Origin of the sequence: Variovorax sp. TBS-050B, from assembly GCF_029893635.1 — a bacterium.
Lineage (GTDB): Bacteria > Pseudomonadota > Gammaproteobacteria > Burkholderiales > Burkholderiaceae_C > Variovorax.
In genome coordinates this window covers 3,538,638-3,558,621 of sequence record NZ_JARXYR010000002.1, presented here as the reverse complement: position 1 = coordinate 3,558,621, position 19,984 = coordinate 3,538,638, and the positions used below count along the sequence as shown (strand labels likewise).

20 protein-coding genes are annotated in these 19,984 nt (G+C 71.9%); 13 read left to right on the top strand and 7 right to left on the bottom strand.

What is annotated here, in order from left to right:
- Positions 1 to 82: 82 nt before the first annotated feature.
- The 8 genes from M2165_RS19550 to M2165_RS19515 all read left to right on the top strand — a co-directional run bounded on the left by M2165_RS19550 (position 83) and on the right by M2165_RS19515 (position 9,166).
- Positions 83 to 988 (top strand): LysR family transcriptional regulator, encoded by a 906-nt coding sequence (locus M2165_RS19550; RefSeq protein ID WP_280816239.1) that lies wholly within the window; start codon positions 83 to 85, stop codon positions 986 to 988.
- A 71-nt stretch (positions 989 to 1,059) separates the two neighbouring features.
- Positions 1,060 to 2,925 carry an ABC transporter ATP-binding protein gene (locus M2165_RS19545; RefSeq protein WP_280817583.1) on the top strand — a complete coding sequence of 622 codons (1,866 nt, stop codon included), beginning with the start codon at positions 1,060 to 1,062 and terminating at the stop codon, positions 2,923 to 2,925.
- A gap of 373 nt (positions 2,926 to 3,298) precedes the next feature.
- Entirely contained in the window at positions 3,299 to 4,693 is a 1,395-nt protein-coding gene (locus tag M2165_RS19540) for a DUF2868 domain-containing protein (protein ID WP_280816238.1), read from the top strand.
- On the top strand, positions 4,690 to 6,111 hold the full coding sequence (locus M2165_RS19535; protein ID WP_280816237.1) for a GTPase/DUF3482 domain-containing protein: 1,422 nt from the start codon (positions 4,690 to 4,692) through the stop codon (positions 6,109 to 6,111). The genes M2165_RS19540 and M2165_RS19535 overlap by 4 nt, the downstream gene beginning before the upstream one ends.
- 129 nt (positions 6,112 to 6,240) lie before the next feature.
- A complete protein-coding gene (locus tag M2165_RS19530; RefSeq protein ID WP_280816236.1) occupies positions 6,241 to 6,600 on the top strand; it encodes a hypothetical protein in 360 nt (119 codons plus the stop codon).
- A gap of 93 nt (positions 6,601 to 6,693) precedes the next feature.
- Positions 6,694 to 7,314, top strand: coding sequence for a hemolysin III family protein (locus M2165_RS19525; RefSeq protein WP_280816235.1), 621 nt, complete (start codon positions 6,694 to 6,696; stop codon positions 7,312 to 7,314).
- A 94-nt stretch (positions 7,315 to 7,408) separates the two neighbouring features.
- Entirely contained in the window at positions 7,409 to 7,849 is a 441-nt protein-coding gene (locus M2165_RS19520) for a helix-turn-helix transcriptional regulator (RefSeq protein WP_280816234.1), read from the top strand.
- 15 nt (positions 7,850 to 7,864) lie between these two features.
- Entirely contained in the window at positions 7,865 to 9,166 is a 1,302-nt protein-coding gene (locus M2165_RS19515) for a UDP-N-acetylglucosamine 1-carboxyvinyltransferase (RefSeq protein WP_280816233.1), read from the top strand.
- Positions 9,167 to 9,199: 33 nt separating this feature from the next.
- Here the strand turns inward: M2165_RS19515 and bla are convergent, their stop codons facing one another.
- Positions 9,200 to 10,093, bottom strand: a complete 894-nt coding sequence (gene bla / locus M2165_RS19510) for a class A beta-lactamase (RefSeq protein ID WP_280816232.1) — start codon at positions 10,091 to 10,093, stop codon at positions 9,200 to 9,202.
- A 214-nt stretch (positions 10,094 to 10,307) separates the two neighbouring features.
- Here bla and M2165_RS19505 point away from each other — a divergent pair, with 214 nt between their 5' ends.
- From M2165_RS19505 to M2165_RS19485, 5 genes are read left to right on the top strand one after another with little or no spacing between them, the layout of a single operon-like run.
- Entirely contained in the window at positions 10,308 to 10,946 is a 639-nt protein-coding gene (locus tag M2165_RS19505; protein ID WP_280816231.1) for a CDP-alcohol phosphatidyltransferase family protein, read from the top strand.
- 23 nt (positions 10,947 to 10,969) lie between these two features.
- The gene (locus tag M2165_RS19500; RefSeq protein WP_280816230.1) at positions 10,970 to 11,551 is read left to right on the top strand and encodes a glutathione S-transferase family protein; all 582 of its coding nucleotides are present in this window, start codon (positions 10,970 to 10,972) and stop codon (positions 11,549 to 11,551) included.
- Between the two features lie 16 nt (positions 11,552 to 11,567).
- Positions 11,568 to 12,218, top strand: a complete 651-nt coding sequence (locus M2165_RS19495; RefSeq protein ID WP_280816229.1) for a histidine phosphatase family protein — start codon at positions 11,568 to 11,570, stop codon at positions 12,216 to 12,218.
- Between the two features lie 55 nt (positions 12,219 to 12,273).
- Positions 12,274 to 13,236: a DnaJ C-terminal domain-containing protein gene (locus tag M2165_RS19490; RefSeq protein ID WP_280816228.1), complete on the top strand. Its 963-nt coding sequence runs from the start codon at positions 12,274 to 12,276 to the stop codon at positions 13,234 to 13,236.
- Positions 13,233 to 13,547: a chaperone modulator CbpM gene (locus tag M2165_RS19485; RefSeq protein ID WP_280817582.1), complete on the top strand. Its 315-nt coding sequence runs from the start codon at positions 13,233 to 13,235 to the stop codon at positions 13,545 to 13,547. The genes M2165_RS19490 and M2165_RS19485 overlap by 4 nt, the downstream gene beginning before the upstream one ends.
- A 12-nt stretch (positions 13,548 to 13,559) precedes the next feature.
- Here M2165_RS19485 and M2165_RS19480 read toward each other — a convergent pair whose 3' ends face one another.
- From M2165_RS19480 to M2165_RS19455, 6 genes are all read right to left on the bottom strand, one after another.
- Entirely contained in the window at positions 13,560 to 14,234 is a 675-nt protein-coding gene (locus M2165_RS19480) for a DUF2894 domain-containing protein (RefSeq protein ID WP_280816227.1), read from the bottom strand.
- On the bottom strand, positions 14,209 to 14,892 hold the full coding sequence (locus M2165_RS19475) for an OmpA family protein (protein WP_280817581.1): 684 nt from the start codon (positions 14,890 to 14,892) through the stop codon (positions 14,209 to 14,211). Before M2165_RS19475 ends, M2165_RS19480 begins: the two co-directional genes overlap by 26 nt.
- A gap of 2 nt (positions 14,893 to 14,894) precedes the next feature.
- Positions 14,895 to 16,991, bottom strand: coding sequence for a DUF802 domain-containing protein (locus M2165_RS19470; RefSeq protein WP_280816226.1), 2,097 nt, complete (start codon positions 16,989 to 16,991; stop codon positions 14,895 to 14,897).
- Positions 16,984 to 17,715, bottom strand: a complete 732-nt coding sequence (locus M2165_RS19465; RefSeq protein WP_280817580.1) for a DUF3348 domain-containing protein — start codon at positions 17,713 to 17,715, stop codon at positions 16,984 to 16,986. The genes M2165_RS19470 and M2165_RS19465 overlap by 8 nt, the downstream gene beginning before the upstream one ends.
- Positions 17,716 to 17,925: 210 nt before the next feature.
- A complete protein-coding gene (locus tag M2165_RS19460) occupies positions 17,926 to 18,267 on the bottom strand; it encodes an alpha/beta hydrolase (RefSeq protein WP_280816225.1) in 342 nt (113 codons plus the stop codon).
- A 255-nt stretch (positions 18,268 to 18,522) separates the two neighbouring features.
- Positions 18,523 to 19,977, bottom strand: a complete 1,455-nt coding sequence (locus M2165_RS19455; RefSeq protein WP_280816224.1) for a bifunctional 2-methylcitrate dehydratase/aconitate hydratase — start codon at positions 19,975 to 19,977, stop codon at positions 18,523 to 18,525.
- Between the last annotated feature and the right edge of the window lie 7 nt (positions 19,978 to 19,984).

The window sequence follows — 19,984 nt, the reverse complement described above, 5'->3', positions numbered from 1 at the left end:
GTTGCAGCCACTGTAGACATTTCCCTTGAAGAAATCGACAGGCTACGATGCATCGATTCGTTTCTTCACAGGAAATCTCGCCATGGACCGCCTGACCAGCCTGCGCGTGTTCCGCGAAGTCGTCGAAGCGGGCAGCTTCGCGGCCGCGGCCGGGCGCCTGTCGATGTCGCCGCCGATGGCGAGCAAGCATGTGGCGCAGCTCGAGAAGTCGCTCGGCGCACGGCTTCTGCACCGGTCGAGCCGCCACCTGAGCCTGACCGAGGCCGGCACCGCCTGGTACGAACAGAGCCGCCGCGCGCTCGACCTGCTCGACGCCGCCGAGGCCGCCATCGGCCAGAAGAGCGAGGCGCCGCGCGGCCAGCTCAAAGTGAGCGCGCCCGTGTGGTGCGCCACGCCGCGCTTCGCGCGCGTGCTGGCCGACTACCGCGCGCGCTTTCCCGAGGTGCTGGTCGACATCCACCTGGAGAACCGCAAGGTCGATCTCGCGGCCGACGGCTACGACCTGGCGCTGCGCGCCACGCAGGAGCCCTCGCCGGCGCTGATCGCGCGGCCGCTGTGCCGCGTGCCCTTCCATCTCGCGGCCACGCCCGCGCTGCTGCGCCGCATGGGCGGCAGCCCGGCGCTGCCGGCCGACGTGGCGCGGCTCGGCGCCATCGTGCCGAGCTACGTCAACCTCGACAACCTGGCGCTCAAGGGGCCGGGCGGGCGCATGTTCGCGCTGCGGCTGACGCCGGTGATGCGCTCGGACGACACCACGCTCACGCTGCATGCGGTGCGCGCGGACATGGGCATCGCCTTCCTGCCCGAATGGCTGATCGACGAGGACCTGGCCGCCGGCCGGCTGGTGCGGTTGCTGCCCGACCATGCGCCGCACCCGGTCACGCTGTTCGCGGTCTACACCAGCCGGCAGTACATGGCGCCCAAGCTGCGCAGCTTCATCGACTTCCTGGGCGAGCGGCTCGGCGGCCCGCCGGCCGCTGCGGCCTAACGCACCTTTACGGTGCAAGGACATGCGGCGCCGGCTAGAGTCGCAGCTTCGCCAGGAGATCGCCCGCCTTGATGTTCCGCTTCTTCGAGAAACTGCTCCACCCCTATCCCGCCGCCGAACCCGCGCTGCCGCCCACGGGCTTCTTCGCGTTCCTCTGGTCCTGCACGCGGGGCGTGCGCCTGAAGATCGCCGTGATGGCCGTGCTCACGGCGGCGATCTCGGGCTTCGAGGCGCTGCTGTTCGCGGTGCTCGGGCGCGTGGTCGACTGGCTCGGCGGGCAGGAGCCCTCGCGGCTGTGGGTCGACCGCGGCGGTGCGTTGGCCTGGCTGGCCGCGCTGCTAGCGATCAGCATCGGCGTGGTCGCGCTGCAGACCATCGTCAAGCACCAGACGCTCGCGATCAACCTGCCGATGCGGCTGCGCTGGAACTTCCACCGGCTGATGCTGGGCCAGAGCATGGCCTTCTACCAGGACGAGTTTGCGGGCCGCATCACGGCCAAGGTGATGCAGACCGCGCTCGCGGTGCGCGACACGGTGTTCGTGCTGGCCGACGTGGTGACGGCCATGGGCGTGTACGTGGTGACCATCGTCGTGCTGGTGAGCGTGCTCGACGTCCAGCTGGTGCTGCCCTTCCTGGTCTGGCTGGTGCTCTATGCCTGCTCGCTGGCCTACTTCGTGCCGCGGCTCGGCAAGGTCGGCAAGGCGCAGGCCGATGCGCGCGCGCTGATGACCGGCCGCGTGACCGACGCCTACACCAACATCGCCACCGTCAAGCTGTTCTCGCACACGCAGCGCGAGGCCGGCTTCGCGCGCGAGGCGATGCGCGAGTTCATGCACACCGGCTACGGCCAGATGCGGCTCGTGAGCGCCTTCGAGATCGTCAACCACACGCTCAGCATGGGCCTGACCGCGGGCATGGCCGGCACCGCGCTGTGGCTGTGGTCGCAGGGCGCGGTCGGCGTGGGCGCGGTCGCTGCGGCCACCGCGATGGCGCTGCGGCTGCAAGGCATGTCGCACTGGATCATGTGGGAGATGACCAGCCTGTTCGAGAACATCGGCACGGTGCAGGACGGCATGAAGACGCTGTCGCGCCCGCGCACGGTGCTCGACGCGCCGAATGCCGCGGTGCTCGAGGTGCCGCGCGGCGAGGTGCGCTTCGAGCATGCGAGCTTCCGCTACGCCGACGCGGGCCGGCGCGTGATCGACGACCTGAGCCTGGTGGTGCGGCCCGGCGAGAAGATCGGACTGGTCGGCCGCTCGGGCGCGGGCAAGTCCACGCTGGTGAACCTGCTGCTGCGCTTTCACGACCTCGAGAGCGGCCGCATCCTGATCGACGGGCAGGACATTGCACGGGTGACGCAGGATTCGCTGCGCAGCCACATCGGCATGGTGACGCAGGACACCTCGCTGCTGCACCGCTCGGTGGCCGACAACATCGCCTACGGCCGGCCCGACGCCACGCGCGAGCAGATCGAGGCCGCCGCGCGCCGCGCCGAGGCGCACGACTTCATCCAGACGCTCGGCGACGCGCACGGCCGCCACGGCTACGACGCGCACGTGGGCGAACGCGGCGTCAAGCTCTCGGGCGGCCAGCGCCAGCGGGTGGCGATCGCGCGCGTGATGCTCAAGGACGCGCCGATCCTGCTGCTCGACGAGGCCACGAGCGCGCTCGATTCCGAGGTCGAGGCCGCGATCCAGCAGAGCCTCTACCGGCTGATGGAAGGCAAGACCGTGATCGCGATCGCGCACCGGCTCTCGACCATCGCGGCCATGGACCGGCTGGTGGTGCTCGACGAGGGCCGCGTGGTGGAAGAAGGCGACCACCGCACGCTGATGGCCAAGGGCGGGCTCTACGCGCGGCTCTGGGCGCACCAGAGCGGCGGCTTCCTCGGCGACGACCTCGACGACGAGGACGAAGCCGAGGCACTGCGCGCCTGACCAGGACCCCCCTGATCCCGGGCAGGCCGGCGCGGATGCGGGCGGCCGGCTCTTCGCGAGTCCTACAGCACGGGCCGCCTCTTGCCGACAGCCCCGGCCCACCCCCGGCGCGATGCTGAAGCTGTCGTCAACAACGAGGAGTCCTCGCGTGAATTCCATCATCTACATCGTCGGTCTGGTTGTCGTGGTCGTCGCCGTGCTTTCGTTCTTCGGCCTTCGCTAAGACCGCACGCGCTCTCGACTCGCGCCAACTGCCACGGGGCCGCGTTCGCGCGCGGCCCCGTTTCGCTTGGGAATGCACCGCGCACCGCAGGGCCGCGGGCATAATTCGCGCGGCCCCGGCAATGGCGGGGCCTGAAGCGAAGGGACCCTGTTGATCAAGAACGCGCGGCGCGAACCAGCCCTTTCCGATGCGGTCGTCACCGAAGCGATCCGCTGGGCCGAGCAGCCCGGTCCGCTCGACGATGCGCAGGCCATGCGCACCGCCCTCTTCCGCGGCAACAGCAGCAGCACCACCACCGACCACCGTGCGCAGATCACGGCCCGTGCGCTCGCGCTCGGCGAACGCATCGGCCTCGCGGCCGAACTCGCCCGTGCGCACCAGTGGGCGCCCTGGATTCTGCTCGGGCTGGTGGCGCTGATCGTCGCGGCCGGGCTCGGGCTGGCCGGCAACGTGGTGGGCGGCGGCGAGCGGCACATCAACGTCATCGTCGCGCTGGTGAGCCTGCTCGGGCTGCATGCGATCACGCTGCTGCTGTGGCTGGCCGGACTGTGGCTGCCGGGTGCCTTCAATGGCGCCTCGCTCGGCTGGATCTGGCTCTCGCTGACCGCGCGCGTGGCCGGCGGAAAGCGCGGGCAGGCCCCGCTGCTGCTGCGCGCGGCCACGGGGCTGCTCACGCGCGCGCGGCTGCTGCCCTGGGCCTTCGGGCTCGTGAGCCACGGCATCTGGGCGCTCTCCTTCGCGGTGGTGCTCGCGGCGATGCTGTTCGCGCTCGCGTTCCGCAGCTACACGCTGAGCTGGGAAACGACCATCCTCGACCCGGCCTTCTTCGTGCGTGCGGTGCAGCTGCTGGGCTGGGCGCCGGCGCAGCTCGGCTTTCCGGTGCCCGATGCGGCCACCGTGCTGGCGCCCGCGCCGGGCGCGGCGGGCCAGCGCAGCTGGGCGCTGTGGCTCACGGGCTGCATCGTGGTCTACGGCCTGCTGCCGCGCCTCGCGCTGGTGCTCTGGAGCGCGCTCGTGTGGCGCCGCCGCCGCGGCGCGCTGCAGCCGGACTGGCAGGCGCCCTACTACCGGCGGCTGGCCGACCGCTTCGCCGCGCTCGCGCCGCCGGCGATCGTCGACGCGGACCCGGGCCGCACGCCCGCCGACCTGCCGCCCGGCCTCGCGCCCGCGGCGCTGCGCGACGGGCTCGTCGTGGTCGGCTTCGAGCTGCCGCCCGACCTGCCCTGGCCGCCGGCGGGCCTGCCTGCCGCGGCCGAGGTGCGGCGGATCGACGGCAGCGCCTCCGCGCGCCGCGCGCTGCTCGACCTGCTCGCGCAGGCGCATCCGCGCAGCGTGCTGCTGGTCTGCCATGCCGCATCGAGCCCCGACCGCGGCACCGAACGCTTCGTGCGCGAACTGCTGGCGCACAGCGGCGAATGCCGGCTCTGGCTGGCCGGCGCCGGGCCGGCGCAGCGCTGGACCGACTGGCTGCGCGACACCGGCCTCGCGCCGCGCGTGACGGCCGCGCAGCGCCTGGAGGACGCCCTGCAGGGCGCGACTGCATGAACGCTCAGCGGGACGCCATCCGCATCGCCGTGGTCGGCCACACCAACGCGGGCAAGACCTCGCTGCTGCGCACGCTCACGCGGCGCGCGGCCTTCGGCGAGGTCTCGCAGCGGCCGGGCACCACGCGCCACGTCGAATCGGTCGACCTCGACGTGGACGGCCGGCCGGTGGTCCGCTTCTTCGACACGCCGGGCCTGGAGGATGCGGTCGCGCTGCGCGAGCACCTCGCGGGCCTGGGCGCCCCGGCCACCACGCCGCCCGAGCGCATCCGCCGGTTCCTGCAGGGGCCCGAGGCCCACGGCGTGTTCGAGCAGGAGGCGAAGGTGCTGCGCACCATGCTCGAGATCGATGCGGCCTTTCTGGTCATCGACGTGCGCGAGCCGGTGCTGCCGAAGTTCCGCGACGAGATCGAACTGCTCAATGCCTGCGGACGGCCGGTGCTGCCGGTGCTCAACTTCGTGCGCGACGCCGCGAGCCGCGAGCCGGCATGGAAGGAGCTGCTCTCGGCCTACGGGCTGCACGTGCAGGTGCGCTTCGATGCCGCGGCGCCCTTCGTGGGCGCGGAGCGCGAGCTGTACACCGACCTCGCCACGCTGCTGCGCGACCGGCGCGAATTGCTGCGCGGCGTGGTGGAGGCGCTCGCGACCGAGGCCGAGGCGCGCCGCGGCGCGGCCTGCACGCGGATCGCGCAGCTGCTGGTCGATGCCGCCGCGCTGCGCCGCACCGTGCCCGCCGAGACTTTCGCCGATGCCGCGCGCCGGCAGGCGATCGTCGCGGCGCTGCGCAAGGACGTCTTCGACAAGGCGCAGCGCTGCACCGACGACCTGCTCGCGCTGTTCGGCTTCCGGCAGGACGATGCGGGCGAGGCGCCGCTGCCGCTGGTCGAGGGCCGCTGGTCGCTCGACTTCTTCAGCCCCGAGGCGATGAAGGAAGCCGGGCTGCGGCTCGGCAAGGGCGCGGTGATCGGCGCGGCGGTGGGCGTGGTGGCCGATCTCGCGCTGGCCGGCATCTCGCTCGGCGCGGGCGCGGCGATGGGGGGCGCGATCGGCGGTGCGGTCTCGCAGGGCTGGGGCCCGCTCGGCCGCAAGCTCGCCAACCGGCTGCGCGACCTGCACGAGCTCACGGCCGAGGACGGCGTGCTGTTCGCGCTGGTCGCATGGCAGCTCGAGCTCACGCGCGCGCTCGAACAGCGCGGGCATGCCGCCACCACGCGCATCGAGACCGCCGAAGCGGCCGCCGCCGAGGACGCACCGGCCCGCGCCGCCGCCGCCGCCGTGCGCGCGGCACGCCCCGCGCGCAGCCACCCCGAGTGGGAAGCGACGGGCAGCGCGACGCGCGCCTTCTGGCGCCCCATGCCGCAGCGCGAGGCGCTGGTGGCCGAGATCGCGCACGGGCTGCAGGACGCCTTCCCCCGCTGAGCCCCTCGCCCGGCCGCGCTGCCGCGCACTTGCAGGCGGAGGCGACGCATTCCTACGCCGCGGCCGTCGGCGCGGCGCGAATCTGCGGCGGCCTCTCTCTCTCCATCCCCACGCAAAGGAGCAACCCCCATGGCCGTCGAATGCAAACTGCTCGCCACGCCGCTCGTCGGGCGCATCTGGCAAGGCCGCACGCCGATCGCGCGCGCCGACGAATACCTGCGCTACAGCTTCGAGCACGGCATTCAGGAGATCGCGAAGAAGCCGCAATGCCTGGGCGTGCAGTACTTCCGCAAGCTCAACGGCGAGCATGCCGAGTTCAGGACGGTTTCGTACTGGCGCTCGATCGAGGACATGCAGGCGATGCACGCGAACGGCGGCGATCCGCGGCGCGTGGCGCCGCTCGCGCGCGATCCCGAGTTCCTGCTCGAGCTGCCGGAGTTCGTCGACCTGGTCGAAGTGCACGTCAATTCCTTCGGCGGCAGCCGCTAGCTGCGTCACTGCGCGGTCATGCGCGCTGCCTAGCATGCGCAGGCTTCACCACCCGGCCATCCAGCCATTCACCACGAGGACTGCGCAAGCCCGATGTACCCCGGCGAACGGCTCAACGGATACAGCCATCTGCTGGGCCTGCTGCTCGCGCTGGCGGCCACGGCGCTGCTGCTCGCCAAGACCCTGCCCACGGGCGATGCCGCGCGCATCGCGGGCGCGGCGGTGTTCTCGCTCTCCGCGGTGGCGCTCTATGCCGCGTCGACGCTGTTCCACAGCACGCGCGGGCAGCGCAAGCGCTTCTGGGAGCGCGCCGACCACTGCGCCATCTACCTGCTGATCGCGGGCACCTACACGCCGTTCGCGCTGGTCACGCTCCAAGGTCCGTGGGGCTGGCTGCTGCTGAGCCTCGCCTGGGGCGCCGCGCTCTTCGGCATTGCGCGCGAACTGCGGCAGCCGGAGGGCGCGGCCTCGAAGCCGCCGCTGGCGCTCTACCTCGGCATGGGATGGCTCGGCGTGCTGGCCGCCGCGCCGCTGGCCGCGCGGCTCGACGGCGGCGGGCTGGCCTGGCTGCTGGCGGGCGGCGTGCTCTACAGCGTGGGCACGGTCTTCTATAGAAACAGCCGCGGCTTCCGTCATGCGCACGGCACCTGGCATCTGTTCGTGCTCGGCGGCACCACGAGCCATTTCATCGCCGTGGGCTGGTTCGTGCTCTGAGTGCGGCGGCGGCCGGCAGCGCCTAGCGGCGGTGGCCGCGCTTGCCACATCTGGTAAAAATTAGATGCATCCCGCGAATGTGCAAAATGCGCACATGCCAAATATCGCATCCATCCTGAAAGCAGAGATCTCCCGTGTGGCCCGCAAGGAAGTCCGCTCGGAAATCGAGACACTGCGAAAAGCGTCCACGCTGCACCGTGCCTCGATCGCCGCGCTGCGTCGGCAGGTCGACAAGCTCGAGAAGGAACTGCGCCGTGCCGGCAAGGGCACCGCGCGCACGCAGGCCGAGGATGCGGACGGCGAAGGTGCCGATGCCGCACCGGCACGGCGCTTCAGCGCCACGCGCCTGGCCTCGCACCGCGAGAAGCTCGGCCTCTCCGCGGCCGCCTACGGCAAGCTGGTGGGCGTGACCGGCCAGACCATCTACAAGTGGGAACAGGGCAAGGCGCGCCCGCGCAAAGCCCAGCTCGAATGCCTGGCCTCGGTACGCGGCCTGAGCCGTCGCGAGGCGGAGCAGCAGCTCGAAGCCGCTTAAGACCACCCGCCTGCCATGTCCAACCTGATCGTGCACGGCGGTACGCCGCTCCGGGGCCGCATCACGCCCTCCGCCAACAAGAATGCCGTGCTGCCGGTGCTGTGCGCCACGCTGCTCACGCGCGAGCCGCTGCGCCTGCACGGCGTGCCCGACATCACCGACGTGCGCAAGATCCTCGACATCTTCCGCAGCCTCGGCAGCGAGGCGCGCATGGACCATGCCACCGGCACCCTCGAACTGCACCACCGCGACACGGCCTTCGACGCCGCGCGCGACCGGCTGCCCGAGGAGATGCGCTCCTCCATCATGCTGGTGCCGCCGCTGCTCGCGCGCTTCGGCATCGCGCGGCTCGAGGACAACGTCAAGGGCTGCACGCTGGGCGTGCGCGAGATCGATCCGCACGTCGACGTGTTCCGGCGCTTCGGCGGCGAGGTGGAGCGTGCGAGCGGCTCGCTGCTGGTGCGCCGCGGCGCGCGGCTCACGCCGACGGAGCACTGGCTCGACTACGCCTCGGTGACCACCACCGAGAACTTCGTGCTCTGCGCGGCCGCGGCCGAGGGCGTCTCCACGCTCACCAATGCCGCGTCCGAACCGCACGTGCAGGAGTTCTGCCGCTTCATGACGATGCTGGGCGTGCGCATCGAAGGCATCGGCACCTCGCGCCTCACGGTGCATGGCGGGAGCGCACTCGGCGGCGGCGAGTTCCGCTTCGACGAGGACTTCCACGAGATCACCACCTTCCTCGCGCTCGGCGCGATCACCGGCGGCGACGTGGTGGTGCGCAACAGCGCGCCGGCCAACTTTCCGCTGATTGACCGCACCTTCGCCAAGTTCGGCGTCACGGTCACGCACGAGGACGGCTGGTCGCGCGCCACCTCCACGGGACCGCTGAAGGTGCAGACGCCGTTCACGAGCAACGTGCTCACCAAGGTGGAGGCGGCGCCCTGGCCCTACTTTCCGGTCGACCTGCTGCCGATCTTCATCGCGCTGGGCGTGCGCGCCCAGGGCAATGCGATGTTCTGGAACAAGGTGTACGACGGCGCACTCGGCTGGACCGGCGAGCTGTCGAAGTTCGGCGCGCACGTGTTCTCGTCCGATCCGCACCGGCTCATCACCTTCGGCGGCAGCCCGCTGACGCCCGCGGTGGTCGAGAGCCCCTACATCATCCGCGTGGCGATCGCGCTCTTCATGGTGGCGGCCAGCATCGAGGGCCGCTCCGAGATCCGCAATGCCACGCCGATCCGCCGCGCCCATCCGCGCTTCGTCGAGAACCTGCGCAGCCTGGGCGTGCAGGTGGAATGGACCAGCGAGGAGTGAGCTGAGCGCGGCCCGCGCGCGGAAGGCCGGAGCTCAACCGCGCAGCGCACCGACCGCGATGCGCACGGCCGCGGCGACGACGTCGTTGCGGTACGGCGCGTCCTTGGCCGGAAAGGTCAGGTACACGGCCACCACCAGGGGCGCCCCCGCGGGCGGCCAGAGCACGCCGGCGTCGTTGTTGGTGCCGTAGTCGCCGCCACCGGTCTTGTCGCCCACCTTCCAGCCCGCGGGCACGCCCGCGCGCATGCGCGTGGCGCTCGTGGTGTTGCCGAGCAGCCATTCCTGCAGCTGCCCGCGCTGCGCGCTGCCGAGCGCGTCGCCGAGCACCAGCCGCTGCACCGTCGCGGCCATCGCCTCGGGCGTGGTGGTGTCGCGCGGATCGCCGGGGATCGCGGTGTTGAGCTCGGTCTCCCAGCGATCGAGCCTGAAGGTGCCGTCGCCGATCGAACGCGCATAGGCCGTCACCGCCGACGGTCCGCCGAGGATCTTCATCAGCAGGTTGGCGGCGGCGTTGTCGCTGTACTGGATGGTCGCGGCGCAGAGCGCGGCCACGCTCATGCCCTGGTCGAGATGCCTGCCGGTGATCGGCGAGTTGGGCTGCAGGTCGCCGCGGGCATAGCGCACATGGCGCTCCAGCAGGCCGTTCTCGCGGGCACTGCGCGCGAGGATGGCCGCGGCCAGCACGGTCTTGAAGGTGCTGCACATCGGGAAGCGCTCGGCGGCGCGGTGGTTCACGCGCGCGCCGCTGCCGGTGTCGAGGGCGGCCACGCCGAGCCGGGCGCCGGCCGCGCTTTCGAGTGCGGCCAGTTCGGCCTCGGCCGAGCCGCTGCCCGGCAGCTTCGCGGACCATGCGGTGCAGGCGCTCGCGAGCGGCACGGCGGAGGCGGCGAGCAGGAAGGTGCGGCGGTGGGTGGAGAAGGAGGTCATGGGCGCTTGCTTTCGATGCGAGTGGAGGGAACGAGCGGCATCGTAGGAGCGCCCCCGCGCCGGCTCCAGCGCCAGCCGGCGCGAGGGCGTCCCGGGTGTATCGCCTGTAACCCGCCGGTGCGCGCCGCGGCGCCCGCCCGGAGTCGGATGGCGACTACAGGCAAGCCCTGCCGCTTGCGTTAAGGTTCGGCATTCGCCGACTCCGGAGCCCCCCATGACCACACCTTCCGCCGCGCCGGTCCGCAGGCATTTCTCGATGATCCGCGGCTTCCACCTGGCCGACGTCTTCACGCTCGGCAACGCGGCATGCGGCGTGGGCGCGGTCTTCCTCGCGATGGCCTTCATGGCGAGCCGGTCGCTCTCGCAGTTCTACTGGGCCGCCGCGCTCGCGCCCGCGGCCTTCATCTTCGACGTGTTCGACGGCCGCATCGCACGCTGGCGCCAGACGCACTCCGCCCTCGGCCGCGAGCTCGATTCGCTGGCCGACGTGATCTCCTTCGGCGTGGCGCCCGCTGCGCTCGGCTTCGCGGCGGGCCTCGACGGCGGCTGGGACTGCGTGCTGCTGATCTACTTCGTCGGCTGCGGCGTGAGCCGGCTCGCGCGCTACAACGTGACGGCCGAGGCGCTCTCGGCCGGCGCCGACAAGGTCAAGTACTTCGAGGGCACGCCCATTCCCACCAGCGTGGTGCTGGTCGGCGTGCTGGCCTGGGCCGCCTCGCAGGGCCGCATCGGCGACGCGGTCTGGGGCGGCGCCTGGGTGCTCGGGCCGTGGCAGCTGCATCCGCTGTCGCTGCTGTTCGCGCTGTCGGGCACGCTGATGATCAGCAAGACCCTTCGCATTCCCAAGTTCTGAAGAAAAGCAGGAAAGAAACCGCGATGACCATGAAGCTGTACTTCGATCCGCAGAGCCGCGCGCAGGTCGCCAAATGGATGCTCGACGAAGCCGGCGTGGACTACGAGATCGTGCCCACGCTGATCCGCGAGAAGGCGCACAAGAAGCCCGACTACCTGAAGATCAATCCCGCCGGCAAGCTGCCCGCACTGGTCGACGGCCGCACGCGCGTGTTCGAGAACGCGGCGATCTGCATGTACGTGGCCGAGAAGTTTCCGCAGGCGAGGCTCGCGCCCTCCCCGGGCTCGCCCGAGCGCGGGCGCTACCTGTCGCTGATGGTCTATTCGACCGCGCAGCTCGAACCCGCGATGGGCGACAGCCTGCTCGGCCTGCGCAGCAACAACAGCGCACGCGGCTGGACCGACTTCGAGCGGGCCAAGGACGCGGTCGAGCGCGAACTGGGCTACGGCCCGTACCTCTTCGGCGCGCAGTTCACCGCGGCCGACGTGATGATCGGCTCGATGTTCATCTGGCACCGCGCCTTCGGCGGCCGTTCCAACCGGCCCAAGATCGACGCCTACATCGACCGCCTGCAGGCCCGCCCGAAGGGCATGCGCTTCGGCTGAGCGCGGCGCACCACCGATGCAGGCACAGGCCTCCTCCCACGTTGCGCACGCCGCGCCCCCCGGGCTCGACGAACTGATCCGCCTCGCCGCCGCGCAACCGCTGGCGCCGGACTGCGACCACTTCTACTTCCTGCGCCACGGCCAGACCGGCCGCAACGCGCAGCGCATCTTCCAGGCGGTGGACGAGCCGCTGAGCGAACTCGGCCTGCAGCAGGCGGCGCGCGCCGCGCAGCTGCTCGCGGGCGAGCCGATCCGCACCATCGTCTGCAGCGATGCGCGCCGCGCACACGACACCGCGCAGACGGTGGCCACCGCGCTGCGGCTCGTGCCCACGCCGCACGAGGCGCTGCGCGAGCGCAACTTCGGCGCGCTGATCGGCACCTCCTCGGCCCAGATCGACTGGGCCTGCGAACCCGAGGGCGGCGAGACGCTCGCGCAGTTCGTGGCGCGCAAGCGGCGCGGCCTGGCGGCGGCGCTGGCCGAGCCCGGGCCGGTGCTGGTGGTGGCGCATGGCGGCACGCTGTATGCGCTGGCGGCGCTGCTCGGCGTGCCGGTCGACCTCGGGCTGCTTGGCAATGCGCAGCCATTGCGTTTTTTCAGGAGCGGCCCCACATGGGCGGTAACGCCGCTCCTGCGGCAGGCCGACGGGGATTCGGCCCTGGCCTGACGACCTGGGCTGTGCGCCGTCCGGCATCGACCCACACACCCTCAGCCAGCCAGCCATGGAATTCAAGGACTACTACAGCGCCCTCGGGCTCGAACGCACCGCGTCGGAAGACGAGGTGCGCAAGGCCTACCGCAAGCTCGCGCGCAAGTACCACCCCGACGTCAGCAAGGAAGCCGACGCCGAGACGCGCATGCGCGACATCAACGAAGCCTACGACGTGCTGCGCGACAAGGAGAAGCGCGCCGCCTACGACGCGCTGGCCGACCGCGTCGCGCGCGGCGGCCATGCCGAGCGCGACTTCCAGCCGCCGCCGGGCTGGGACACCGGCTTCGAGTTCCACCGCGGCCCGAACCAGGGGCCGGCCGACCACGCCGACTTCAGCGAGTTCTTCTCCTCGCTGTTCGGCGAGGCCGAGCGCCGCGGCGCGGCCCGGCGCAACCACCGCGCGCGCGGCGAGGACCACCACGCGGCGATCGAGATCGCGCTCGAAGACGCGATCAACGGCGCCGAACGCGAGATCACGCTGCGTTCGCAGAAGCTCGACGCCCAGGGCCGTCCGTCCTTCGAGACGCGCACCCTCAGCGTCAAGATTCCGCCCGGCATGCATCCGGGGCAGTTCATCCGCCTCGCGGGCCAGGGCATGCCGGGCCATGGCGGCGAGCCGGCCGGCGACCTGTACCTGGAGGTGCGCATCGCGCCGCATGCGCTCTACCGCGTCGAGCAGCGCGACCTCTACATGACGCTGCCGGTCACGCCCACCGAAGCCGCGCTCGGCGCGCAGGTGAAGGTGCCGGTGCCCGCCGGCGGCGCGGTCGAGGTGACGGTGCCGCGCAATGCGCGCAGCGGCCTGAAGCTGCGGCTCAAGGGCCGCGGCCTCGGCGGCAGGCAGCCCGGCGACCTGTACCTGCTGCTCGAGATCGCGCTGCCGCCGGCCGACACCGAGGCCGCGCGCCGCGCCTACGAGCAGCTCGCGCAGGCCGCCGCTTCGTTCAACCCGCGCCAGCACCTGGGAGTCTGAGCATGGCGACAGTTTCCGTGACCACGGCCGTGGGCACCTCGCATCCGCTCGCCGCGAGCGAGCTCGCGCATGCCTGCGGCGCCGACACCGAATGGGTGGTGCAGCTCGTCGAGGTGGGCATCGTGCAGATCGCCGCCACCGAGCCGCCCGAGCAATGGCGCTTCTCGGGCGCCGACCTGCGCTGCGCGCTCGAAGCGCGGCGGCTCGAGCGCGACTTCGGCGTGGGCCTCGATGCCGCGGCGCTGATCCTCGACCTGCAGCACGAGGTGCGGCGGCTCAAGGCGACGCTGCATGCGCACGGGCTGCGCTAGCAGCCGTCGCTGCTAGGACTTCGCGCGCTTCTTCTGCGCGCCCTCGGCGCGCGGCGGGTTCGGCGCGGCGGGCGTGGTGCCGCCGCCGCCCTGCATCTGCTCCAGCCACAGCAGCGCATCGACGTGCGACATGAAGCGGTTCAGGTACTCGGGCGAGAGTTCGTGCATCAGCACCAGCGCGCGGTGCACGAGGTGGTGCGAGTTCAGCGGCCCCGCGTTCTCGGGCACCTTGGCGAGCGACTGCGTGAGCCGCCGGTCGGCGCTCAGCCGCGACCAGGTGCTCTTGAAGAGGCGCACGGCCTTGAGTTCGGCTGCGGGCGCCGCGCGGAGCGTGGTTCCCGCCGCCGGCTGCGCCGCAGGCGCGGGCGCATGGCGCGCGATGTGGGCGAGCAGTGCCGCCAGCCCTTCGGAGCGGCCGTCCTGCGCGCCGGCACCGGGCGCGGCGGACTGTGCCGCGGCGCGGTCCTCGATCGCGCGGCCATAGGCCTCGATCAGCGCCGCGAGCCGCCGGTCGAGCAGCTGCCGCGCCGCGCCGCCGTGGCCGGCCGCGCGCCGCGCCATCGCTTCGAGGAAGCGGAAGCGCACCGGGTCGACCCGGTGCTGGCCGCGCGCGCGCCAGGCGTCGAGCGTGGCCGCCGCATCGAAGGCGGGGCTGCCGTCGTTATCCACGGGGCCGGGTGCCGGCATCGGGAACGGCGGCCGGGTTGTTGGACTGGCGCGGCGTGGGCGCCATCTCCACGCGGCGGTTGCGGGCCCGGCCCTCGGCATCGGCGTTGGACGCCACCGGCTGCTCGGCGCCGAAGGCCGCGGCGAACACCGAGCCCGACGGCACGCCCTCCTCGATCAACGCGCGCGTCACGGTCAGCGCCCGCTGGGCCGAGAGCTCCCAGTTGTCGGCGAACGGCCGGTTGCCGTCGCGCGAGGGCCGCATCTGGCGGTCGTCCGTGAAGCCGCTGACCATCAGCACCTCGTCGCGCCCGCGCAGGTAGGCGGCCACCGGCCCGGCCAGGCTGCGGAGCACCTGCCGGCCCTCGGGCTGCAGCTCGGCGGAATTGAAGGCGAACAGCACGCTGCCGCTGATGCCGATGCGGCCGTTGTGGAGCGTGACGCGGCCCGCGGCCAGCGGACCGGCCAGTGCTTTCTCGAGCGCCTCGCGGCGCTGGGTCTCGGCCTGGCGCTGCTGCACCTCGGCCTGCAGCTTCGCGGCCAGGTCGAGCTGCATGCCGAGCGCGCCGACCAGGATCAGCACGAAGGCGCCGACCAGCCCCGACATCAGGTCGCCGAAGACCGCCCAGACCGGCACGCCCGAATCCGCGCCCGCGTCGATGTCGATCTCGTCGCGCATCGTCATGCCTCGCCGGCCACCGCCACCGCCGCCTGCCGGCCGGCGATCTGCTGCAGGTCTTCGACGATCTGCTTCTGCGACATGATGCTCAGGTCGATGACTTCGCGCGCCTGCGCCACGTAGTAGGCCAGCTGCTCGTCGCTGCGCGCGATCGACTTGCCGAGCGCGCCTTCGACGCGCTGCAGGTGCGCCACCAGCTTGTCGTTCGATTCGCTGAACAGCTGCACCGCATGGCCGAAGGCCTCGCCCAGGCTCGCGACCTCGACCGCGCTGCCGGTGATCTGCGCCGCCACCTCGGCCATGCGGCCGGTCTGGGCCTCGACCTTCTCGGTGAAGCGGCTGCCGACGCGCTCGAGCACGTCGGCCGAGGCGCCGACCAGCGCGTCGACCGCGGAGCGCTGCTCGGTGGAGGCATGGTTGACCGCATCGAGCAGCGTGCCCAGGGTTTCCATCAGGCGGCTGCGCTCCTCGAGCATGGCGTTGTCGCGCGCCATGCTGTCGGAGAGCTTCTGGCGCAGTTCCGCCACCACCTCGGCCGCGACGCGCGGCGCCTCGGCGGCGGCCTGCAGCAGCTTGGCGATCTCGGCCACGGTGGTCTTCGCATGGTCCTCGGCCTGCGCCGACATGCCGCGCGCGCTTTCGGCGAGGGTTTCGAAGAGCTGCTGCTGGCGCAGCTCGGCCTGCGCGCCGGCCTGCTGCCACTGCTGTTCGAGCGATGCGGCGGTGGCGGACAGCGCCGCCGTCCAGGCCGCGAGCCGCTCCTCGTCGCGCGATGCGATGCGCGCCTGCAGATCGGCCTGCGCCTCGCCCACGCTGCGCAGCAGCGCCGCGGCCTGGGCCTCGGCATGGGCGGCGGCGGCGGCCAGCGACTGCTTCGCTTCGGCCGACAGCTGCTCGCTCGCGCGCTGCTGCTCGGCGAGCGCGCGGTGCCAGGTGCCGGACACTTCTTCCGAGGCCTGGCCGAGGCGCGCCGAGACCTGCTCCACCAGCGCGGCCGAGCGCTGCGCGAAGGTGTCGGCAAAGCGTTCGTGCGTGCTGCGCAGGTCCGAGGCCAGCGCCTGCGAGCTGCCGCGGTGCTCGGCCAGGGCGCCCTTCCAGGTCTCGGCCACGCCCGCGGTCGCGGCTTCGAAGCGGCTCGACAGGCCGTCGAGCTGCTGCTGCACGGTGCGCGCGACGGTGTCGTGCAGGGCGGCGGTCTCGCGCGCGATGCCGGCCATGGTGGCCTCCACCACCGGCTGGATCGTGGCGCCCGCGATGCGCGCGCTTTCGGTCAGGCTGTGCTTGAGGGATGCGTCGACCGAGGAGGCCAGCCCGGCATACGCCGCTTCGGCCTGGCTGTGGAACTGCGACTGCCCCGCGACGAGGCGTTCGCCGAGCGCCTGCCCCTGCCGCTCCAGCGCGGTCATCAGGGCCTGCATCTGTTCGACCAGCTGCGGCATCAGCCGCGCCTGCTGCTCGAGCAGCTGGAACGAGGCCTCGCGCTGGTGCGCACGCGAGTAGCTGCGCAGCGTGGTGGCGATGCGGCTGTCGAGCATCTGCCCGGCCTGCAGCCGCTCGCGCCGGCACAGCGCCGAGGCCAGGCCCAGCGCCGCGGAAGCCGCCACGCCCGCCACCGAGGTGCCGAACGCCAGCCCCAGGCCCTTCACCGGCGCGGACAGCGAGGCGCGGATCGATGCCAGGTCGGCCGCGCTGTCGAGCGCCAGGCCGGTGCCGTTGAGCGTGACCACCATCCCCATGAAGGTGCCCAGCATGCCGAGGAGCACCAGCAGGCCCGCCAGGTACGGTGCGAGGACCGGCGCCGGCAGGCCGACGCGCTCTCCTTCGATGCGCAGGCGCACCGCGTTGCGCAGCGACGGATGCAGGCCGCCGAGCCAGCCTGCGAGGTCGGCGGGCGCGGCGGCGAGGTCGTCCACTGCGCGCGAGAGCGTGGCGGTCGCCTGCCGGAAGCGGTGCAGTTCGAACGCGCCGACGACGTAGAACGCGCCCACGAGCACGGTGACGGCGAAGGCGAGCGGGTGCGAACCGGCGTATCCGGCGCCGACCCAGCCCACCACGGCCAGGCCGGCGGCGAAAACAGCGTAGTGAAGAAATCTATTCATGGCACCCTGGTGGCCTCATGCGAAGGGCTTCGAGCAGCCCCTCGACCGGTTGAAATCGAAAGTCCAGTTCGGCGAGCAGCACGTTCCGGATATCCCCGTGGAAGACCTCGAGCCAGGCGCCGGACTGGCCGCCTTCCCCAGCCTCCCCGCCCTCCCCGGCGTCGCCGGGCGCCTCCGCCCCGGCCGTCCGCAGACGGCCGAAATGCTTTTCGAGCATGCCGGGCACGGACGCGAGGAAGCTGCGTTCGCGCGCCGCGAGCACCTGCTCCATCACCACGTCCACCGCCGCGAGCCGCGCCATCGCGGGCGACCGGCCCGCGAGCACCGCGCGCAGCCGGCCGCGCAGCGAACCCACCGCGGCATCGAGCGCCTGTTGCTGGGCGAGGTAGCGCCGGCGGTAGGGCGCGAAATCCGCCACCGCGGCCGGGGCTTCCTTGCCGCCCTGCCAGGCGCCGTCCTCGGCGATGGCTTTGGCGAGCGCGCTGCGCACCCGCAGGCATTCGCGCGCTTCGGCCTCGGCCGGTCGCAGCCGCCCGCCGGCGGGCGCGGCGGCATTGCCGTCGAGCGCTGCCGACAGCGAGATGGCGTCGGTCCAGCCGAACCATTGGCTCAACTGGTCCGCGGAGGCCTGCCGGGGCGCGCGAAGCTCGGTGCCGGCGAGGCCCTGGAGCAAGCGAACGAGCGCCGAGTGGCTGAAACCTGTGCGCTGTGAAACTTGCGCCATACCGCCTGAACGAAAAACCCGGCAGTCTACACCGGCCCCTCCCCGGAAGCCCGGCATCGCGCCTGCGCGAGGAAACCACCGGTAACGCCGCGCGGACGCGCCAAAAAGCCAGAGCCGGGCGGCGCTTTCGCACCGTCCGGCTCTGGCTTCATGGAGGGTATGACACGCCGGCCGCGAAGGCCGCCGGCGTTCCAACCGGCTGCCTGCGGATTACAGGCCGGCCTGGCGCGTGAAGCTGCGTGCCTGCTCGGGGATCACGCTGCCGGCGAAGGCTTCGCGGCGGAGGTTCTGGCCGGGTGCGTGGGCAGCGGCCACGGCTTCGTTGCGCACGGTGGCGCGGTCGGTCGAGCTGGCGAGCACCGGTGCGACGGCGGCCGAGGCGGCTTCGCCGTAGGCATCACCGGCACGGGCTGCGGCCACGGCCTGGGGCGCCACGTCGGCGCGGCTGTAGCCGGCGGTCAGGGGCTGCACGCCCTCGTAGGTTTCCGCATGGGCGCCAGCGGCGGCGAGCAGGGAAAGAGCGGCGGCGGCGAGGATGTTCGAGGTCTTCATTTCAGGTTCCTTCTTGATCGGGCTTTGGATGACCTGAAGTTTGCACCACGATTCAAGGGAAAACCCTAGCCAAAATGAACTGCAGTGTTCATGAAACTGAAACAATAACGAGGAACTTTCTGGCGAGCAGTCGAAAGTGAACATCTCGCCGGGCTTTTGACCCCTTGCGCGCACGGCATTGCGCCGGCGGGCGGCGAGTATCGCGCAATCCCGCCATGCATGTCGCATGCCAGCCAATTCCCGGCTGCGCCGGGGTCAGGCGGCGTAGAGATCGACGTACGCATGCACCGGCATCGCGTCGAGCCGCGCGGGATCGAGCGACACGTCGAGGATCACCTGCTGCTGCTTGGGCGCGAAGCGGCGCGCGAGGTTGGTGCGGAACTTGGCTTCGAGCAGCGGAATGCCCTCGGCCCGTCGCCGCCTGTGGCCGATCGGGTACTCGACCGCCACTTCCGCGAGCCGGCTGCCGTCCTTGAACTCGACGGTGAGCGCGTTGGCGATGCTGCGCTTGTCGGGGTCGTGGTAGTCGGCGGTGTAGCGCGGCTCCTCAACGCAGACGATGCGCTCGCGCAGCGCATCGATGCGCGGGTCGCGCGCCAGCTCGTCCTCGTAGTCGGCCGCCGTCAGCCGGCCAAAGATCAGCGGCACCGCCACCATGTACTGGATGCAGTGGTCGCGGTCGGCCGGGTTCGCGAGCGGGCCCTTCTTGTCGATGATGCGGATGCAGGCCTCGTGCGTGCGGATGGTCACGCGCGCGATGTCCTCGACCGCCCTGCCCGCCGCCCGCAGCTGCGCATGCAGCGCCATCGCGGCCTCGACCGCGGTCTGGCTGTGGAACTCGGCCGGGAAGCTGATCTTGAACAGCACGTTCTCCATCACGTAGCTGCCGTACGGGCGCTGGAAGCGGAAAGGCTCTCCCTTGAACAGCACGTCGTAGAAGCCCCAGGTCCTGGCGGTGAGCACGCCCGGGTAGCCCATCTCGCCGGTCTTCGCGATCAGCGCCAGGCGCACCGCGCGGCTGGTGGCGTCGCCCGCGGCCCAGCTCTTGCGGCTGCCGGTGTTGGGCGCATGGCGGTAGGTGCGCAGGCTCTGGCCGTCGACCCAGGCCAGCGACACCGCATTGACGATCTCGTCGCGCGAGAGCCCGAGCAGCCGCGCCACCACCGCGGTGGACGCCACCTTCACCAGCACCACGTGGTCGAGCCCGACCTTGTTGAACGAGTTCTCGAGCGCGAGGCAGCCCTGGATCTCGTGCGCCTGGATCATCGCGGTGAGCACGTCGCGCATCACGAGCGGCGGGCGCCCGTCCGCCACCGCGTTGCGGCTCAGCCAGTCGGCCACGGCGAGGATGCCGCCCAGGTTGTCGCTCGGATGGCCCCACTCGGCCGCGAGCCAGGTGTCGTTGAAATCGAGCCAGCGGATCATCGTGCCGATGTTGAAGGCCGCCTGCACCGGATCGAGCTGGTACGGCGTGCCGGGCACCTTCGCGCCGTGCGGCACCACCGTGCCCGGAACCACCGGCCCGAGCAGCTTGGTGCAGGCCGGGTACTCGAGCGCCTCCAGGCCGCAGCCCAGCGTGTCGATCAGGCAGTGGCGGGCGGTCTCGAAGGCGAGCGGGCTCGCGATGCGTTCGTGGCCGAGCACGTAGTCGACGATGTCGACGAGGACCTGGTCGGGTTCGGGGCGGACGTTCTGGATGGCAGCGGACATGGTCGGT

Coding starts and splice junctions, on each gene's coding strand:
- M2165_RS19550 (WP_280816239.1), top strand. CDS start 83: ATGGACCGCCTGACCAGCCTGCGCGTGTTCCGCGAAGTCGTCGAAGCG.
- M2165_RS19545 (WP_280817583.1), top strand. CDS start 1,060: ATGTTCCGCTTCTTCGAGAAACTGCTCCACCCCTATCCCGCCGCCGAA.
- M2165_RS19535 (WP_280816237.1), top strand. CDS start 4,690: ATGAACGCTCAGCGGGACGCCATCCGCATCGCCGTGGTCGGCCACACC.
- M2165_RS19530 (WP_280816236.1), top strand. CDS start 6,241: ATGGCCGTCGAATGCAAACTGCTCGCCACGCCGCTCGTCGGGCGCATC.
- M2165_RS19525 (WP_280816235.1), top strand. CDS start 6,694: ATGTACCCCGGCGAACGGCTCAACGGATACAGCCATCTGCTGGGCCTG.
- M2165_RS19520 (WP_280816234.1), top strand. CDS start 7,409: ATGCCAAATATCGCATCCATCCTGAAAGCAGAGATCTCCCGTGTGGCC.
- M2165_RS19515 (WP_280816233.1), top strand. CDS start 7,865: ATGTCCAACCTGATCGTGCACGGCGGTACGCCGCTCCGGGGCCGCATC.
- bla (WP_280816232.1), bottom strand. CDS start 10,093: ATGACCTCCTTCTCCACCCACCGCCGCACCTTCCTGCTCGCCGCCTCC.
- M2165_RS19505 (WP_280816231.1), top strand. CDS start 10,308: ATGACCACACCTTCCGCCGCGCCGGTCCGCAGGCATTTCTCGATGATC.
- M2165_RS19500 (WP_280816230.1), top strand. CDS start 10,970: ATGACCATGAAGCTGTACTTCGATCCGCAGAGCCGCGCGCAGGTCGCC.
- M2165_RS19495 (WP_280816229.1), top strand. CDS start 11,568: ATGCAGGCACAGGCCTCCTCCCACGTTGCGCACGCCGCGCCCCCCGGG.
- M2165_RS19490 (WP_280816228.1), top strand. CDS start 12,274: ATGGAATTCAAGGACTACTACAGCGCCCTCGGGCTCGAACGCACCGCG.
- M2165_RS19480 (WP_280816227.1), bottom strand. CDS start 14,234: ATGCCGGCACCCGGCCCCGTGGATAACGACGGCAGCCCCGCCTTCGAT.
- M2165_RS19475 (WP_280817581.1), bottom strand. CDS start 14,892: ATGCGCGACGAGATCGACATCGACGCGGGCGCGGATTCGGGCGTGCCG.
- M2165_RS19470 (WP_280816226.1), bottom strand. CDS start 16,991: ATGAATAGATTTCTTCACTACGCTGTTTTCGCCGCCGGCCTGGCCGTG.
- M2165_RS19465 (WP_280817580.1), bottom strand. CDS start 17,715: ATGGCGCAAGTTTCACAGCGCACAGGTTTCAGCCACTCGGCGCTCGTT.
- M2165_RS19460 (WP_280816225.1), bottom strand. CDS start 18,267: ATGAAGACCTCGAACATCCTCGCCGCCGCCGCTCTTTCCCTGCTCGCC.
- M2165_RS19455 (WP_280816224.1), bottom strand. CDS start 19,977: ATGTCCGCTGCCATCCAGAACGTCCGCCCCGAACCCGACCAGGTCCTC.